This window comes from Paenibacillus sp. FSL R5-0766 (genome assembly GCF_037971845.1).
GTDB lineage: Bacteria > Bacillota > Bacilli > Paenibacillales > Paenibacillaceae > Paenibacillus.
Window position 1 is genome coordinate 1,933,874 of the sequence record NZ_CP150227.1, and the last position, 18,997, is coordinate 1,952,870.

Genomic DNA, 18,997 nt, shown 5'->3' on the forward strand with positions numbered 1-18,997 from the left:
ATGGCATTATTATGGCTTGTCCTTGTTGGAGGCATTGTCGTTGTTATACATGGTGTGTGGTTTGGACGACCTGCACTGCGAAAGCTCAAGTACAGCAGACAATTCAGCAAGCTGCGTTGTTACGCTGGAGATGAACTTGAGATGGTGGAGACGATATCGAATGAGAAACGAGTCTCCGTACCGTGGCTCAGACTTGAATCGATGATGCCAGTGTCGTTTGTATTTCGTTCCGGCTCAGGTATGGATATTAGTCAAGGCGAGATCTATCAGAACCATAAGAGTATTTTTACGTTAAAACCGTTTACTCGTATTACGCGCAAGCATCCTTTTACATGTACTCAGCGTGGGATTTATCCATTAAATACAGCAACGATGACAGGTGGGGATCTCTTTGGCGTGTGGCGTTCCACCAAACCGATTCCTCTGCAAATGTCTATGATCGTGTATCCTTCATTAATGAATGCAGAGGATCTTCCTGCAATTTATCAGGTATGGCAGGGAGAAGTGGAAGTATCACGATGGATCGTTGAAGATCCTTTCTTGATCCTGGGTGTTCGGCCTTATGGTGCAGGCGACCCCATGAATCGTATTCACTGGAAAGCGAGTGCACGTACAGGTGAATTACAAGTCTACAAGCAGGGATGGACGGCTGATCCGCAATCCTGGATTGTAGTCAACATTCAGGAATCTGCAGATATGTGGAGTGTTGTCACTCGACCGGAAAAGATTGAACGGGCACTCCGTTACGCTGCCACGGCTGCAGTGGATGCCATCGGTAGAGGGTTGCCAGCAGGCTTCGCTCATAATGGTTATCATGTGGGTGGAGGGCGCGATACACTTCGGATTGAGCCAGATTATGGCACGCCTCATCTGGAACGGTTACTGGAAGCTATGGCTGAGACAGAGTTGAAATGCATGGTGCCCATGGAGCAATTCCTTAATGATGAAGTACGTCTGAATGAAGAAGCACAGCAAATCCGCAGCTATCTGCTGATTACATCCTATGTATCTGCCGCTATGGAGCACGAGATTGCACGTCTGCACGAACAAGGACATCGTGTGACGATTCTCCCGGTGGAGGACATGAAGGGTAATACGAAGGCGGTGAGTGCATGAGGAACAGACCGGTAGCGACGACCAAAGGACTCATAGCGATGCTTGCCGTCTTGATGGTGGGCATATACCTTTTTCCGATATTTACGCTTGCTTCATTCTACGCAATGGAACATTTGCCGTTCACATTATTCATCCTGGTTGTTCTTGTAGGTTGGTTGGGACAGTTCATTCAGCATAAAATTCCAGGTTTTAGCGAGAAGAATACATTCATTCGTGGAGTAACGGCACTCGTCATAGGATTTCTCTTCGCACTCGTTGTTGGGATGAGCCTCATTCTCCCGTTGCCGGATATCATCACATTGGTACTGTGTGGAGTCATCTCGGCTTATGCAGGTCTGACCTTCCAGCCAGTCTTTCATTCTGTGTTGTTATGGCGCTTGCAGATTATGGGTGTAATCAGTGCGATCGTGCTTATGATTGCTTCGAATTCGTTGGAATTCATGCAGCCGATACGAACCTATACCCTATGGATTTATATTGCCGGAGTGATCAGCTTTGCCTTTTGGCTGGTTGGACGATATATGCTGCAACTGGATCAGGCAATACTCAATGACGGCAAGAGAAGATTGGTATTAAGAGATTTTGCACGTGCGAATCATCAGCGGTTCATGTGGATGTTTATTGTTATCGTCGCGATTGGTGCTTTCCCAAGTCTGGCTGCCTGGCTGGGACCGCTACGTGATCGCTTGCTCGCATGGATCAGGGGATGGTTTGGTCCGATTTCCGGCGAGGAGCCACGATTACCAATGGACAACCCCAATCAGCCGCTAAATATACCGAATGACTGGAGAGAGCCGCCATCCGAGCCCTCAGTCTTCTGGAACATCCTCGGATGGGTAGTGATGTGTGCTGTAGCAGGAGCAATTCTGTGGCTGCTTCTGAGGTTGGGACAAAAAACGATAAACAGACTTATGGATCGATTCAAGGGGATGTTACAACCAGGTGAAAAGAAGGCAGAACCACGGACGGAGTATATCGATGTCAGTGAGACGCTTGATGCGCCAGCAAAAGTCCGAAAGAATTGGTTTCGAAAAAAAGAAGCGCCACCTGCACAGGATGCTGAACGTGTTCGGTATTACTATCGGACTTGGATTGAAAGAGCTGCTCATCGAGGCGTGGTAATACAGGGGACGCACACTCCGCTGGAAGCCGCACAGACCATTATTCAGAATGGTGTGAAGGTAGAAGAAGATGAGCTGTCTGCGAGACTGCCAGATACGTATAATGCCGTTCGTTATGGAGAGAAAGCTCCCAATCATTCCGAAATGGTTGAGATTGACCGAATATGGAGATCTTATCGAAGTAAATAAGTCCGGAATCCCTTTACTTTTCTTGTCACGTTCAAGTATCATGAGAGGAATACACAAGTTGGTCAGAAAAGGAGCAGACATTAATGAAGACAAATCATTGCAAAATTGTAGATTGTACGATCCGTGATGGCGGATTGGTGAATAATTGGGACTTTAGCGTGGACTTTGTTCAACAGCTATATGCTGGATTGAATGAAGCTGGCGTTGATTATATGGAAATTGGATATAAGAACTCTCCGAAGTTGCTTAAAGGCGCCGAGGAAGCAGGACCATGGCGTTTCCTGAACGATGATTTCCTGCGTAAAGTTATTCCTCAAAAAGGCAATACCAAACTGTCTGCACTTGTTGACGTAGGTCGTGTGGACGAAAATGATATCTTGCCTCGCAGTGAGAGCATGCTGGATCTGATCCGGGTTGCCTGCTACAGCAAAGATGTAGACAAGGCACTTGCACTGGTTCAAACATTCCATGATCGTGGATATGAAACTACACTGAATATTATGGCACTCTCCAATGTTATGGAGAATGAATTGCTGGAAGCATTTGAATTGATCAAAGAAAGCGCTGTGGATGTTGTTTACATTGTAGACTCCTACGGTAGCTTGGACCATAATGATGTAAAATATCTGGTAGAGAAGTTCAAGACTCACTTGCCTAACAAGCGTCTTGGTGTTCACACACATAATAATATGCAGCTTGCGTTTTCTAACACATTGGTTGCGGCAGAACTTGGCGTTGAACTGCTTGATGCTTCTGTGTATGGTATGGGACGTGCGGCAGGAAACTGTCCAACCGAATTGCTCGTAGCTCATCTGAAAGGAACGAAATACAATCTGCGTCCAGTACTTGGTGTATTGGAACAGTTGATGGTTCCACTGAGAGAAAAAGAAGAATGGGGTTACATTCTGCCTTACATGATTACAGGTGCGTTGGACGAGCATCCACGTTCAGCGATGGCAATTCGTTCATCGGAAGACAAGGATAAGGTTGTTGATTTCTATGATAAATTAACAACACCAGAAGTGAATTTTGATAAGTAATATAGTCTGAAATACAGTTGCAAAATAGGAAAACATGGACTCTAACTGGAGATCCATGTTTTTTTAGTTCTTAATGCCTTGTTTTTCTCTATATTTATGAATAAATATTCCTAGGAGTAACTATTTTTTAGTTCACGTATACAAAATTAAATGTTATTATGTACCAGATAGCATGTGTATGCATGTGAATTGAACGTTGGTTAATATGATTTTGTCGAATCGTGTAGTAAGTTTTAAGTTTGGTTAATGTAATTCAGGATAGGTGATCCCGGGAAGGAAAACACGGCATGAAGGTTAATCTGCAAGATCAGAGAAACATAAGTTGGGTCGCTGTGTGCGGCTTATTGTGTTTCCTCGCAAGTCAATGGTTTCGTTCTTCTTCAAGCTCTGATCTGATCATATCGGGTTACCCGGTTTTGACACTCTTGGGTGGATTTGCTGCGGTAGCGGCTTGTATCGGCATTTACAATCAAAGCTGGTTGTTTCGGACACAGAAGCTAACTCTTCGGAGGGCATTATTGACAACACTCTTTTTATTGATTGGTCTGTTTGAACTGGTTCATATTGTTTCATTTGCAGAAGAGATCCCAAATGGAGCCATGATGGAATCGGAGTTCTCCTTAATGATGTCAACCATGGGATCTTTGGTATGTTCAGTAGGTTTACTGCTCGTGTATACCTTAAATGAGAAAGAAATTGCATTACCACGCAAATTCTTACTGTTCAGTGGGACATTGGGTACCTTTGTTATTTTGTACATACTGGCTATTCAGGAATGGAGCATGTTGCCGAGTATGCTTGACGGGGAAGTGCTGGGTGGTATCTTCACCCGAGTTCATCTCATGGTCGGATTGCTCTATGGCATTATTGCGGTTCTTATGTTTGTGCAATGGAAAAAAACCAAAGATGCTGATCTACCAACCATTCTATGTGGCATTCTGTGTTTCTTTTTTGGTGAATGTTATTTTGTTTCAGCAACTGGGGTGAACGATCTCAATCTGTTATTAGGATTGCTGAGTAATTGTATGGCATATTTTTTCATTCAAAAAGGGCTGTATACGTCCGTAGTGGACACGCCTTTCCTGCAACAGCAGGTGGCGGAAGCCAAGATGAACTATATTGCTCATCATGATGATGTAACAGGACTTCCAAACCGTCGTCGCCTTTCACAGCGGTTAAAAAAAATGATGGATGATGCCGTGGTGCAGGAACAGCTTGTTGGTGTACTGGTCCTGAATATTAATCGTTTCAAAACCATTAATGATTCGCTCGGACAGCAAGCAGCTAACCGGGTTTTGCGTCAGGTAGGTCAACGACTGAAGCATTCGTCACTTCCAGGAGAAGAAGTCTTTGGATTGGGAAGAGATGAGTTTGCATTAACGATGACAGATTTTAGTTCAACCGATACAGCGTTACGTCGGACAAGATCCATTTTGCAGCTTTTTGAGAAGCCCGTCTTGGTTGATGGCAATGAGTATCATCTTACACTTGGAATCGGGATGGCCATTTTCCCACATGATGGGGAGTCACCACTGGAGATTATTCAGAATGCAGATACGGCTTTGCACAGTGCAAAGGAACAAGGAATGGAACTGAATCGTTTTGCCCATGCGATGCAGATGAAGGCACAGGAGCGTTTGCAGCTTGAGAATGATCTGCGCAAAGCGTTGGATCGGGGTCAGTTCTACCTGGTCTACCAGCCGCAGGTTAATCTGCAAAGTGGACTAATCGTTGGCATGGAAGCCCTGGTGCGTTGGCAGCATCCGCAGCGAGGCTCGGTATCTCCGGCGGAATTTATTCCTCTGGCAGAAGAGAGTGGGCTCATTGTGCCACTTGGCGAATGGGTGCTTCGTGAGGCGTGTGCACAGAACAAACAGTGGCAGGAAGCCGGTTATCGTAAACTGTGTGTTTCGGTGAATCTGTCGATGAGACAATTCAGGCACTCCCATTTGTTGGACAATATCAATGGCATTCTCAAAGAGACGGGACTAGAGCCTGTATGGCTTGAACTGGAGATTACAGAGAGCATGACATTTGATAAAGACCGGTCATTCGAACAGTTGCGCAAAATCAAAGAAATTGGTGTGCATATCAGTATTGATGATTTTGGAACGGGATACAGCTCGTTGCACTATTTGAAGGATCTGCCGATTGATCGGCTCAAGATTGACCGTTCATTCGTCAATGAAGTCATGGAGGACAGCAATAACGCCGCGATTGTATCCACCATCACTTCAATGGCGCATCATTTACAACTGAAAGTCACAGCTGAGGGCGTGGAGAACGAAGATCAGATGGTCTTTCTTCGCAATCAACATTGTCACGAGGCTCAGGGTTATTTCTTCAGCAAACCGATTAAAGCCGCTGAATTTGAAAAGCAGTTTTTGAGAGATGTGGATAAGCCTACAGGATAGAAACAGCGGGGGCGCGAGGGTGCTCCTGCTTTTTTTTGATGGTTGTGTAATGAAAAAAATGGGAAATGGAACTTGCATGCTATAGAGGATCATGGTATATTATTTGTAATAACACTGTTAAATTCCTAAGGAACTTAACAATAAATCTTCAATCATGCGGGTGTAGTTCAATGGTAGAACTTTAGCCTTCCAAGCTAATAGCGTGGGTTCGATTCCCATCACCCGCTTAACGAAGCAGTACCGGAGCCCTTGCGATGCAGGGGCTTTTTCTATTCCCCTAAAAGAAATCCCGTGGTAACAGCGAACAGAAGATTGTTCTGTCTTCGGAGTAGCGAGTAAGTAAGTATGCTTTAGTTTAATTTATATACCCTTTGCTTTTTTACAATGATCTGGTACAATAACGGAGAAATTGATACTACACATGAATGAGAGGTAACCATACGTCCCATGAAGTAAAACACATGAATTGAACCCCAGTTAACTGCAGACGGTTTTATGACGCAGTCAGCCAGAGCGGCTGAGCAATAAGGGGATTCGTGTGTCCAAATTCAGCTATGGGAAAGGTATGGAACAAGTAAGCCTTGTAGGTTTACGTGTACCCTGTGTTTGGGGTTTCTTTGTTCATGCCGTAGCTTACCTTAGATCTGTCTTTGAATGCTTGATCCAACCCTGAATTGCCAAACCGCCGGCTGATGCCAGCGGTTTTTTTTGTTCAGCAAAAAGGATGCAGGAAGGATGAGGCCTCATGATGACATTGGTACGCTTACATGAAGTATCAAAAGAATGGAACGGTATTGAATTGTTTACAGGATTGAATTTGGAGATTAATGAGGGCGAACGACTCGCCATTTTGGGTCGCAACGGATGCGGCAAGACAACGTTGTTACGCATCATTTTGGGTGAGGAGCATGGTGGTGGACGAATTGAACGTCATATCCCTCAGCAGGAATGGGGGTTCATGCGCCAGCGCTCGGAGATTGGGACCGGGATGAATGTACTGGATGCGGTCCGCCGTGAGAGCGGTCAGATCTATGAAGTGAAACGGAACTTGGAAGAACTGGAACAACGTTTGAGCATGAGCACTGAAGCGGATGAAGAGTTGCTTGCAGCCTATACACAAGTGATGGAGCAATATGAACAGTTGAACGGTTATATGTGGGAGACTGAGGTAGAGAAAGTACTGACTCGCCTTGGATTATCCGCGGAGCATTGGAATAGACCCTATCATTCCTTGAGCGGTGGACAAAAAACAAAGGCTCGTTTGGCGGGGCTGCTTGTCAGCAAACCCAAATTCCTGATCCTGGATGAACCGACAAATCATCTGGATGAGGGAAGCATGCGCTGGCTGGAAGAGTGGTTATCCTCATATGAAGGTACGCTATTATTTGTATCACATGATCGTACGTTTATTGATCAGGTAGCAACAGGAGTCATTGAGTTCAGTCCAGATGCCCTGACCAAATACAAGGGCGGATACTCCGACTACAAGATCCACAAAGAGCGTGAATTACGCGAACAGGAAACGATCTACCGCAGGCAGGAATTGGAACGTAAGGCGCTGGAAGAAACGATTCGAAATTATCAGGAATGGTTCCATAAAGCGCATAATTCGGCGACTGATGTGGAGGTGAAGATCACCCAGAGCTTTTACAAAGCCAAAGCTAACAAAAATATTTCACGTTACCATGCGAAACAAAAACAGCTGGAGCGTTTGGAGCGGGAACGGGTGGATAAACCTCGTGAAGCCGCAAAGTTGAACATGGAATTACAGATGAATCCACTGGCTGCACGCCAGCTGCTTGCGCTGGAAGAGGTGAGTTTTTCATATACGGGAGACAAACCATTGCTGCGCAATCTTCGAATTACTGTGGAACGCGGAGATCGGCTTGCTGTACGAGGTCCTAATGGAACCGGCAAGACAACACTGCTGAAGTTGATGATTGGTGAACTGGAACCTTCGCAAGGCAAGGTCACACGGCATCCACAGCTGAAAATCGGTTACTTTTCACAGGAGCTGGAAGGGCTTCCTGAGAATCAGACGCTGCTGGACAGCTTGCTTACCCTTCCATCCATGACACAAAGTGCGGCACGTACCATTCTGGGATGTTTCCTATTTTCCAGAGATGATGTATTCAAGCGCATTGGGGATTTGAGCATGGGGGAAAAGTGCAGAGTGGCATTTCTGAGACTGTACTTTGGCGGAGCCAATCTGCTGGTGCTGGACGAACCGACGAATTATCTGGACATTGATACCCAGGAAGTCATGGAAAATGTATTAAAACAGGCTTCAGGTGCTTTGGTGCTTGTATCCCATGACCGGATGCTGACGAAGTCACTCGCGAATCGGTTATGCGATCTGGAGGCTGGTGGCACAGCAACTCTGTTTGAAGGAGGTGTGTCGGATTGGGAGCAGTCCACCAAACTTCGGGAGGCGGCGCTGGAGACCCGGGAATCCGATGACGAGCGGTTACGATTGGAGATGCACCTATCGGAGTTGCTGTCTCCTGTGAGCACTGCTGGAAAAGACAGTCTGACACAGCCCGAGCATTCGAATGAGCGAGCAGTCGAGGCAGTTGAGATTCGTGAAATCCAGCAGCGCCTGAAACAATTGAAAGATAAGGGTGCAAGCATAAATTAGAACATGGACGGCTTGCTATTTCGATCTATTTTGCATATAATTATGAACGATCATCGATGATTACATCGATATAGGTAAACTAAGCAAACGTGATGATGGAGACAAGTAAGCAGTGCCTCTGGACAGGGAGGAAGCGCCGTAGATTGAGAGCGTTTCTGTAGAACAAGGCTGCCGAAATTCACTCCGAAGCGGTTCCCTGAACCTGTTTGTGTGCAGACACAGAGGCAACAGTAGGGGCAAACGGTTAACGGTCGTTATTCCGTACAAAGTGAGACAGAACCAGTTGCAGCCCAGAAGGGCCACGCAGCAATGGATGTCTAACAAGGGTGGTACCACGGTCTTTTCGTCCCTTCAGGGGAGAGAAGGCCTTTTTTTGTTGCAAAAACACCACAAAAAGGGGGCAATTACACATGAAAGAACGTTTAGAGGCATTGAAGATCGAAGCGCTGGAGCAGTTGTCTGGTGTGAATGATCCGCAGACGCTCAGTGATCTGCGTGTGAAGTATTTGGGGAAAAAGGGTGCATTAACTGAAATTTTGCGTGGTATGGGTGCACTTAGTGCGGAGGAACGTCCAGTTATTGGTCAAGTAGCCAATGATGTTCGGGCTGCCATTGAGGAAGTCATCGACAGCAAGCAGGATCAGTTCCAGAAGGAAGAGACGGCGAAGCGTCTGCAATCCGAGAAAATTGATGTGACTCTGCCAGGACGTCGTGGACGTCAAGGCGGACTGCATCCACTGACCAAAGTGGTACAGGAGATCGAAGATATTTTCATCGGTATGGGATACCGCGTTGCGGAAGGTCCTGAAGTCGAAATGGATTATTACAACTTTGAAGCATTGAATCTGCCAAAGAATCACCCGGCGCGCGATATGCAGGATTCCTTCTATGTTACCGAAGACTTGTTGATGCGTACCCATACATCTCCGGTTCAAGTACGTACCATGCAGAGCATGAAGGGCGAAGTGCCTGTCAAAGTCATCTGCCCAGGTAAAGTATACCGCCGTGATGACGACGATGCGACGCACTCTTTCCAATTCAACCAGGTTGAAGGTTTGGTCATCAGCGAAAACATTCGTATGAGCGATCTGAAAGGAACCCTGTTGCAATTCGTGCGCGAAATGTTCGGTTCCCACACAGAAATTCGTCTGCGTCCAAGCTTCTTCCCGTTCACAGAGCCAAGTGCAGAAGTGGATGTAACCTGTGTACAATGTGGCGGCAGCGGCTGTCGGGTATGTAAGCAAACAGGCTGGCTTGAAATTTTGGGCGGCGGTATGGTTCACCCGAAAGTACTGGAAATGGGTGGTTATGATCCGGAGAAATACAGTGGTTTTGCATTTGGTATGGGCGTAGAGCGTATCGCGATGCTGAAATATGGTGTCGATGATATCCGTCACTTCTACAACAGTGATCTGACTTTCCTGAAGCAATTCGGACGGCTGTAACATTAAGACAAGAAAGATTAACCATATAGAGCAAGTGAATGAACCGGGAACACCAATTTATAGATGAAGGAAGTGAACGTCCATGAGAGTATCGACAGATTGGCTGTCTGATTATATTTCCCTTGAAGGTGTGACGCCACAGGAATTGGCGGAGAAAATCACCCGTGCGGGTGTCGAAATTGATGTAGTGGAGAACCGCAACAAGGGCGTGAATAAAGTTGTTGTAGGTTATGTGAAGAGCAAGGAGAAACACCCGGATGCAGATAAACTGAATGTATGTGTTATTGATGCTGGTCAGGAAGAAGATCTGCAGATCGTATGTGGTGCGAAAAATGTGGATGCAGGCCAAAAAGTAGTCGTAGCCCTGGTTGGAGCGAAGCTCCCTGGTGGATTGGATATCAAAAAAGCCAAACTGCGCGGTGTTGTATCCCTTGGCATGATCTGTTCCGCCAAAGAAATGGGCATGAACGACAAATTGCTGCCGAAAGATCAGCAGGAAGGTATTCTCGTTTTGCCAGAACAAACAGAGGTTGGCACGCCAATCAGTCAGGTTCTTGGTCTTGACGATCATGTGCTTGAACTGGACCTGACACCGAACCGTTCCGACTGTCTCAGCATGCGTGGTGCGGCTTATGAAGTGGGTGCCATTCTGGGTCGTGAAGTGAAGCTGCCAAGTCCCAAAGACCAACTGGTTGAAATTGGTGATGCAGCCGCGAATCATATCACAGTAGAGATTAAGGCACAGGAGCAATGCAGTCACTATGCAGCTCGTTATGTAACTGGCATTAAACTGGGTGCTTCTCCGCTGTGGATGCAAAACCGTCTCATGGCGGCAGGTGTTCGCCCAATCAATAACATCGTTGATATCACGAACTATGTCATGCTCGAATACGGTCAACCGCTACATGCATTCGATGCGGATAAGCTGGAAAAGGGCCATATTGAAGTGCGGATGGCCAACGAAGGCGAAACGATTGTTACACTGGATGGACAGGAGCGCAAGCTGGAGCCGCACATGTTGCTCATCACGGACGGCGTGAAACCTGTAGCCATCGCTGGGGTTATGGGTGGCGAGAATTCCGAAGTATCGGAAGGCACGGTGAATCTGTTGCTGGAGTCCGCCAAGTTCGACGGCGGAACCGTTCGGAAAACGTCGCGCCAACTGGGGCTGCGTTCCGAAGCAAGCATGCGTTTTGAGAAGGAAGTAGACCCGGGTGCGGTGATTACGGCTTTGGATCGTGCGGCTGAACTGATTCAGCGTTATGCTGAAGGTGAAGTGCACCAGGGAATCGTGGAAGCTGGAGCAGAAGCTGCGGAGAAACGTGTAATTCAATTGTCGCTGGATAGACTGAATCGTTATCTGGGAACCGATCTGTCTTTGCTTGAGGTAAAAACGATCTTCGCTCGCTTGCACTTTGCATGTGGTGATGCTGATCAAGGATTGCTGGATGTGGAAGTGCCAACACGCAGAGGGGATATTACGCTTGATGTAGACTTGTTTGAAGAGATTGCACGCCTGTACGGATACGACAACATTCCAACCACATGGATTGAAGGACCGACGACTCCAGGGGCATATACACGCTCTCAAGCGATGCGGCGCACCATTCGTGGATTGCTTTCAGGAAGTGGCTGGCAGGAAATGATCAGTTACTCCTTTGTACACCCGGATAAAGCGACATTGTTCCCGGCATTGACACAAGGCAGTAAAGCCGTGAAACTCGCGATGCCTATGAGTGAGGACCGCAGTGTGCTTCGTACGAGTATTTTGCCGCAAATGCTGGATGCAGCGGTGTATAACATGAACCGTAAACAGGATTCACTGGCTGTATTTGAAGTGGGCAATGTGTTCTTCACCGAAGAAGATCAGTTGACCAAGCAACCACATGAGATTCCGGTACTGGGCTTGCTGCTCACCGGAAATCGTGCAAGCCAGCAATGGAATGTTGGAGCGGAGAAAGTGGACTTCTTTGACCTGAAAGGTGCTCTTGAGCATCTGTTCGCCTATGTGGGGCTTGAACAACGCATTCGCTTGGTAGCAAACAGCCCTGAAGGATTCCATCCGGGACGTTCCGCATCGGTTTACCTGGAAGGTAAGGATGGCGGGGAAGGCACATTGATCGGTACATTGGGTCAATTGCACCCGGAACTGCAACAGCAGTATGATCTGAATGATGTATACATCGCAGAGATTGCACTTGAATCGATATACAGCGAAGCAGACGCTGACATTCGTTATCGTGAGCTTCCGCGTTTCCCGGCCATGGAACGTGATATCGCGGTGGTTGTGAATGAGGATGTTGAAGCTGGAGATATGCTGCGCGCCATTCGTGAATCGGCGGGTGAATTGTTACAAAACGTACAGGTATTCGATGTGTTTACTGGCAGTAAACTGGGTGAAAACAAGAAAAGCGTGGCGATGGCACTGGTATACCGGAATCGTGAACGTACACTCACCGATGAGGAAGTTACTGAAGTTCATGCCCGTGTAGTGGCTCGTCTGGAAGAGCAATTCGGAGCGGAATTGCGTAAATAGGACAAAAGAAGATTTTTTGAACAAAGATTAGCAGGAATTGTTTGAAGTCACATCGAATCCTTAGCATTAGAGGATCGATGTGACTTTTTTGTGATTACAGCTTAGAATCAACATACAGACTTGAAGGAGGGCACAACTGTGACTACACCTGATCGTACACGCGTCACCGTAGAGATCTACGGGACTTCCTATAAACTGGTTGGCAGCAGTGCCGACTATATGAAACAAGTAGCTAACCTGGTAGATGAGCGTATGGGCGCAATCTCCAAACAAAATTCCCGTCTGGATACTCCGCGTATTGCGGTACTGGCGGCTGTACATATGGCTGAACAGTCTCTTCAGACTCAGGAAATCCGTAATGAACTGAAGATGCTCACTGGAGAACGTACAGAACTGAGAAACGAATTGAATCGGTTAAACGCCATACAAAATGAACATCAACAAGAATTGGAACGGCGTGACCAGGCTCTTGCTGATTTGCAACAGCTGAAGATTGAAGCAGAGCAGGCGTTGCAAAAGTCCGAATCGGACAAAAATTCAGAGATAGCCAAGTTGAATACGCTGCTGGAGCAAGAACGCGCTCAAGCAACGGAGCGAGTGCAGAAATTGCAGGCCCAAGCGACGGCACAACTGAAGGAAGCAGAAGCCAAGGGAACGAAACAGCTGAAGGAAATGGAAGAGAAAGCGGCTAATCAGCTTAAAACTGCACAGGCACAGGCCGCTTCCCAGCTCAAAGAAGCTCAGAACCGTTCTGCAGCCGAATTGCAGCAGGCGCAGGCCAAAGCTGCGGCACAATATAAAGAGTTGCAGGACAAGACTGCAGCTCGATTAAAAGAAGTCGAAAGCCGTGCCGTTGCAGAACGTCAGCAGATTGAAGCCAAAGCTGCGCAGCAGGTTCAGACAGCCAAGGAAGAAGCCGAGTCGGCCATTTTGTCCGAGTTGGAGCAGGCAGAGAGCAATCTGAAGAAAGCTCAGGAAGAAGCAGCGCTGCAATATAAGGAACTTCAGCAACAGATGGAACTTCGTCTTCAACAGGCTGAAGAAAAAGCGTTGCAACAGACACAAGAGCTCACGGATCAAGCGAATCGGGAACGGGCTGACTTGCAGGAACAAGCGGAGCAGCAGCGCCTGACTGAGATAAATCAGTTGAATGCGGAGTTCAAGGCGTTATCCGAGCAGTTGGAACTCGAATGGATGGAGAAAGAAGCAGCCCTTGAGGAACAATTGCAGCAAGCCAAGGAAGCAGCAGCGTCCCAGGCGAAAGAAGCCGAAGCGGCGGCAGAGGCCTTGTTGCAAGAAGAACAGGGCAAGTTCAAGCATCAACTTGAGGAACAACGTAAACAGGCGGAGACTCGACTATTAGATGTCGAAGAACAATTGGAAGAAGTAATGACCCAGCTTATCAGTGCACAGGACATGGTTGCAGAGCAAGAACAGCAGCTTCAGCACGAGCGTGGTCACTTGGAATCGTTACGTCATGAGCATGGGGTCCGTAAACAGGAGCAGGAAGTTCAGACTCGCCGAATTACGGAACTGGAACAACAACTGGAGCAGTTGAAAGAGGATCGTTCCCAGTTGCAGGAGCTTCTGCGTGAAACGGAACAGGCTGCCCAGCAATCCCGTGATTCACAGGAACAATGGAAGCAGAAGTATAATGAAACTGTGGACAGAGAAACCTCTCTCACAGCACAGCTGCGCAAACTTCAGGAGCAACATGCACAGCTTGAACAGGAAGTTCAAAAGCTTCGTGAGGCTGAAGTGAAGTCGGAAGAGGAACAGCGCAGACTGCAAAAAGTGCTTGAACAGGCTCATGCTGCGGTGCGTACATTGCAGAATGAGATCGGTACGCTTACGGAACGTGAGCAGTCCTGGAAGAACCTTGCTGAGCAGCGATTGGCTGAGATCGGAGACCTGGAGAATCAGATTCTTGAAGTTGCTGAACAAAATGAAACGTTGGAGTCTGGTGTGCAATCCCTTCATGATGAATTGTCCGTGGTGAAGGAAGAGTCTCGTTTCAACCATGAAGAGGCTGTGCAATACCAGAAGGATGCAGAGCTTTTGGAAGAGAAACGCAATCAGCTTGAAGTTGAGCTAAATGTTGTTCGGGAAGAGCTGAACCGACTTCAGGATAACTATAAACAAATCCGTAATGATTACAGTGATGCATTACAACGGGAAGAGAATTACAGTTCCAAGCTGGATGAATTGAGCAAGGAGAAACAAGAGATTGTGAGCTCACTTGAAGAAGCGAGACAGTCTTCGGCTAAACTTTCCGAGCGTTACTCTGAGCAAGAGAGCCGGCTAGCCCAGACTGAGGAAGAAACGTTGGAATGGCAGATCAAATACGAAGAACTGTCAGCCAAACAGACCGAGTTGGCATCCCGTCTGGAGCAGTTGACAAGACGTGAAGAAGAACTTCGCTCAAGTGTTGAACAAGCAGAGCAGAACGACCAGGTGTGGCAACGCCGTGCAGATGAATGGGCGGCTCAGGAACAATCCTGGCAGGAACGCTGGGCTACACTTGAGAATGAACTGACGGTTTGGAAGAGAGAAAGTGCTGCAAGTAGTGAGTTGCTGGAGGGACTGGAGCAAGAACGACAGCAACTGGACAAGTTACGTGCAGAAGCGACCCAAGAGAAAGAGATCATGGAAACTGAACTGCTTGAGATGGGGGAGCGTTACGAACTAGCGGCCAACCAATTACGTTTGTTACAGGTTGAACGTGAAATGGAGCAGGAGAAGGCTGAGCAGCTGAACACGGAATATCGTCAGTTGCATGATGAATATACGAAATTGCAGACGGAATATAACGAATGGATTGAATTGATTGAACAGGACCAGACCTAGCGGAATGAATGCAGCAGAACTGGCTCGTGGGCAACGTACTCTGGTACAATTTGTTATACTAAAGAAGGAGCTCCCGTCGCTGCGGGGGCTCCTTGTCTTGAATACTATTCTTCAACGATAATTTTGGAGATCATGCTGCTGTGTCCTGAACCACAGAAGACCGAACAGGACATTTCAAACTCACCAACTTTGTCCGGGGTTATGACTTTGGAGCTATTTCTGGTGTCGAGCGTAAGATTCAACTCGGGCACGAGAATACCGTGGTTTCCGTTTACATTTTCATAAACAATCTTAACCGGGACACCTTTTTTAAGATGGTACTCGGGTTGATCAAATTTGTAGTTGCTTGCCTTGATGACCAGTTCTTCACTGGCTGTAACGCCGGCATCCGACCCGTTGCTGTCAGAGTCTGCGGACTGATTCGCTCCTCCACATGCAGTGAGGACCAGAATTAACATACAGGCAGCGAGCCATGTTATGCCTTTCTTCATTATGTGCCTCCTTAAAGCGTGATATGGATAAAATTTGAATGATTGCTCCAGTCATCATACCGCAATATGTGGATGCCTGTACACGCTGCGTATGTCGTTTTTTTGAAAATTGTACGTGTACGGCAGAGCATGCGTACTGCCCGAATGAAATAAACCCCTTCCGGCCCAGGGCCTTCAGAGGTTTAGGAGAATTCATGGGGTCGTTAAGGTGAAGTGGAGATTAACTTTTGGAGCTTCGTCCGGCATCAAAAGGGGTGGATACCGGGATGAAGAGATCGATAATCCCGATAACCAGCGCAGCGAGAATGGCACCGAGCAGGCTGACTTCAACATGATCTACAACATATTGACCAAGCCAAATCACCAGTGCGCTAACGATAAATCCGACAATACCGCGACCAAACGGGTTGACTCTTTTGCCGAAGATACCTTCAACGATCCAGCCGAGCAGGGCAATGACGAGAGCAAGCAACAGGGCGCTCCAGAAGCCACCAACGGCGAATCCGGGAACGATCCAGCTGACCACCATTAATACAATTGCAGCGATGACAAATCGCACGACATGTCCCAGGAAATTCATGGTGTTTACCTCCTTTTATTCGGATTGAACTGAGCAGGGCAACTCCAGGGGGATGGAGAGGTTGCACAATCCTGACACCTGTAGTTTGTGGTGCTATGGTTGAAGTTATGTGTGGAAGGATTCGTTAAATAGCGTAAGAAAGTTTCTTTCGTTATAATACAGATATAGTTTGGAAGGAGTTGTACACTTGGACACGAAAATTTTACACACACTGGAATATCGCAAAATTTTAAATACATTGCTTAGCTTTGCTCAGACGACCATGGGAAAAAAGAAAGCGGAGCAACTTGAACCAAGCAGTGAACTTGAAGAAGTGAAGCGTTTGCTGCAGCAAACCGATGAAGCCTTCACATTTGATCGCCTGAAAGGCTCACCGTCTTTTGGGGGAATTGTAGATATTACGGCTTCCATCAAACGTGCTGAAATTGGAGGCACACTTAACCCTCACGAACTTTTGGGAATATCCAATACAACCTTTGCGGCGCGGCGATTGAAACGTCAGATTGGTACTTTGCATGAAGATGAGCCCATCGAATCATTGTTCTATATCAGTGATCAACTGTCAGAGCAAAAAACGCTTGAGGATGCCATAAAAATCTGTATTGACGATAATGCAGAGGTTGCCGACAGTGCAAGCGTAACGTTGGCGCAGATTCGTCGTGAGCTGCGAGGCGGAGAAGCACGGATTCGCGAAAAACTGGATTCCATGATACGATCCTCTACCGTATCCAAGATGCTTCAGGATCAGCTCATCACCATCAGAGGAGACCGTTTTGTAATTCCGGTGAAAGCTGAATATCGTTCGTACTTTGGCGGGATTGTGCATGATCAATCCGGTTCAGGTGCGACATTGTTCATTGAGCCGGAATCCATTGTTGCAATGAACAACAAATTACGTGAGACCCGGATTCGGGAAGAACGCGAAATAGAAATTATTTTGCAGAAATTGACGGCACTTGTCAGTGAGCAGGGAGAGTGGCTGTTGTATGATGTCGACTTGCTGGGATCACTTGATTTTATCTTTGCCAAAGCACGTCTCGCTCGTGAACTAAAAGCAACTTTGCCTCGCATGAATGACCGCGGGTTCCTGAAGCTTAAGAAAGGCCGTCATCCACTGATTCCGATTGAAAACGTGGTTCCAATCGACATAGAGTTGGGCAATGATTACACATCCATTATCGTGACAGGTCCGAATACGGGTGGTAAGACGGTAACGCTCAAAACGATTGGATTGCTCAGCCTAATGGCAATGTCCGGTTTATTTGTTCCGGCTGAGGATGGCAGTCAGTTATGTGTATTTGATGCGATTTATGCAGACATTGGGGACGAGCAGAGTATCGAGCAGAATCTGAGTACTTTCTCCAGTCATATGACCAACATCATTCGCATTCTGAAAAACATGACGCCAAAAAGTTTGGTGTTGCTCGATGAACTTGGAGCAGGGACAGACCCGGCTGAAGGTTCCGCACTGGCGATCTCCATGCTGGAGCATATGCACCGGACGGGATGTCGCATGGTTGCAACAACTCACTACAGTGAACTGAAAGCATACGCATATGAGCGTAAAGGTGTCATTAATGCCAGCATGGAATTTGACATCAACACACTGAGTCCAACCTATCGCCTTCTGGTGGGTGTACCTGGACGAAGTAATGCATTTGCCATTGCAGAGCGACTGGGACTGCCGGGTTACATTCTCGACTACGCCCGTGGCGAAGTGAAGGAAGAGGATCAACGGATTGAGCACATGATTGCTTCTCTTGAAGAGAACCGTCTTACAGCTGAACAAGAGCGTGAGAAGGCAGAGAGCTTGCGCCAGGATATGGAGAAATTACGCAGTCGTCATCAGACCGAACTGGAGAAGCTGGAACAGCAGCGTGATCGCCGGATTGAAAAAGCAGAAGAAGATGCACGCAGCATTGTGGACAAGGCTCGCGCGGAAGCGGAGAAGATTATAGCAGATCTTCGCCTGTTGGCTATGGAAGAAGGTGCTTCCGTGAAGGAGCACAAACTCATTGCTGCCCGCAAACAGTTGGACGAGGCAGAACCGGAGAAACGCAGAAAAACGGTTAAGAAGACGGCAACAGCGCCGAAGACTCGTGCCATCGGTCCTGGTGATGAAGTGCTTGTCTACAGTTTGAATCAGAAAGGCCATGTTGTAGAGATGTCGGGCAGCAAAGACGCTATGGTACAACTGGGGATTATGAAAATGAAAGTATCCCTGGATGATCTGGAACTGCAGCAATCGGCTCCCGCAGCCAAACCGAAACAAAAACCGGTAACGGGTATGAAACGTACACGTGATGACAATGTGAAAAGTGAATTGGATCTGCGTGGTACCAACCTGGAAGAAGCTCTGATGGAGACAGATCGGTTCATTGATGAAGCTTTCCTTGCCAACCTGGGCCAAGTTTATATTATTCACGGTAAAGGTACAGGAATTTTACGTTCCGGTATTCAGGATTACCTGCGTAAGCATAAACATATTAAAAGCTACCGGCTGGGCAATTACGGAGAAGGCGGGAACGGTGTGACCGTCGCAGAATTGGAATAGCCGGTCCATGAATCAATGATATTCTG

At 47.3% G+C, this 18,997-nt stretch carries 11 protein-coding genes and 1 tRNA gene; 10 read left to right on the forward strand and 2 right to left on the reverse strand.

Annotation, left to right across the window (positions count from 1 at the left end; genetic code table 11):
• From MKY66_RS08840 to zapA, 9 genes are all read left to right on the forward strand, one after another.
• Window positions 1-1,116: a DUF58 domain-containing protein gene (locus MKY66_RS08840; protein ID WP_076209211.1), complete on the forward strand. Its 1,116-nt coding sequence runs from the start codon at window positions 1-3 to the stop codon at window positions 1,114-1,116.
• Window positions 1,113-2,426 (forward strand): hypothetical protein, encoded by a 1,314-nt coding sequence (locus tag MKY66_RS08845; protein ID WP_076209210.1) that lies wholly within the window; start codon window positions 1,113-1,115, stop codon window positions 2,424-2,426. Before MKY66_RS08840 ends, MKY66_RS08845 begins: the two co-directional genes overlap by 4 nt.
• An 83-nt stretch (window positions 2,427-2,509) precedes the next feature.
• The gene (locus MKY66_RS08850) at window positions 2,510-3,466 is read left to right on the forward strand and encodes an aldolase catalytic domain-containing protein (RefSeq protein WP_047842252.1); all 957 of its coding nucleotides are present in this window, start codon (window positions 2,510-2,512) and stop codon (window positions 3,464-3,466) included.
• 287 nt (window positions 3,467-3,753) lie between these two features.
• Window positions 3,754-5,880 (forward strand): EAL domain-containing protein, encoded by a 2,127-nt coding sequence (locus tag MKY66_RS08855; protein ID WP_076209209.1) that lies wholly within the window; start codon window positions 3,754-3,756, stop codon window positions 5,878-5,880.
• Between the two features lie 156 nt (window positions 5,881-6,036).
• Window positions 6,037-6,107, forward strand: a tRNA-Gly gene (locus MKY66_RS08860).
• Between the two features lie 518 nt (window positions 6,108-6,625).
• Window positions 6,626-8,518, forward strand: a complete 1,893-nt coding sequence (gene abc-f, locus MKY66_RS08865; protein ID WP_076209208.1) for an ABC-F type ribosomal protection protein — start codon at window positions 6,626-6,628, stop codon at window positions 8,516-8,518.
• Window positions 8,519-8,928: 410 nt separating this feature from the next.
• The gene (gene pheS / locus MKY66_RS08870; protein ID WP_047842255.1) at window positions 8,929-9,963 is read left to right on the forward strand and encodes a phenylalanine--tRNA ligase subunit alpha; all 1,035 of its coding nucleotides are present in this window, start codon (window positions 8,929-8,931) and stop codon (window positions 9,961-9,963) included.
• 82 nt (window positions 9,964-10,045) lie between these two features.
• Window positions 10,046-12,499, forward strand: a complete 2,454-nt coding sequence (pheT, locus tag MKY66_RS08875; RefSeq protein ID WP_076209207.1) for a phenylalanine--tRNA ligase subunit beta — start codon at window positions 10,046-10,048, stop codon at window positions 12,497-12,499.
• Window positions 12,500-12,637: 138 nt separating this feature from the next.
• Window positions 12,638-15,346: a cell division protein ZapA gene (zapA, locus tag MKY66_RS08880; protein WP_076209206.1), complete on the forward strand. Its 2,709-nt coding sequence runs from the start codon at window positions 12,638-12,640 to the stop codon at window positions 15,344-15,346.
• Between the two features lie 104 nt (window positions 15,347-15,450).
• Here zapA and MKY66_RS08885 read toward each other — a convergent pair whose 3' ends face one another.
• Window positions 15,451-15,837 carry a cytochrome C oxidase subunit II gene (locus MKY66_RS08885; protein WP_076209205.1) on the reverse strand — a complete coding sequence of 129 codons (387 nt, stop codon included), beginning with the start codon at window positions 15,835-15,837 and terminating at the stop codon, window positions 15,451-15,453.
• 220 nt (window positions 15,838-16,057) lie between these two features.
• Window positions 16,058-16,417 carry a phage holin family protein gene (locus tag MKY66_RS08890; protein ID WP_036610114.1) on the reverse strand — a complete coding sequence of 120 codons (360 nt, stop codon included), beginning with the start codon at window positions 16,415-16,417 and terminating at the stop codon, window positions 16,058-16,060.
• A gap of 187 nt (window positions 16,418-16,604) precedes the next feature.
• Here MKY66_RS08890 and MKY66_RS08895 point away from each other — a divergent pair, with 187 nt between their 5' ends.
• Window positions 16,605-18,971: an endonuclease MutS2 gene (locus MKY66_RS08895; RefSeq protein WP_076209204.1), complete on the forward strand. Its 2,367-nt coding sequence runs from the start codon at window positions 16,605-16,607 to the stop codon at window positions 18,969-18,971.
• The last annotated feature ends 26 nt before the right edge of the window (window positions 18,972-18,997 follow it).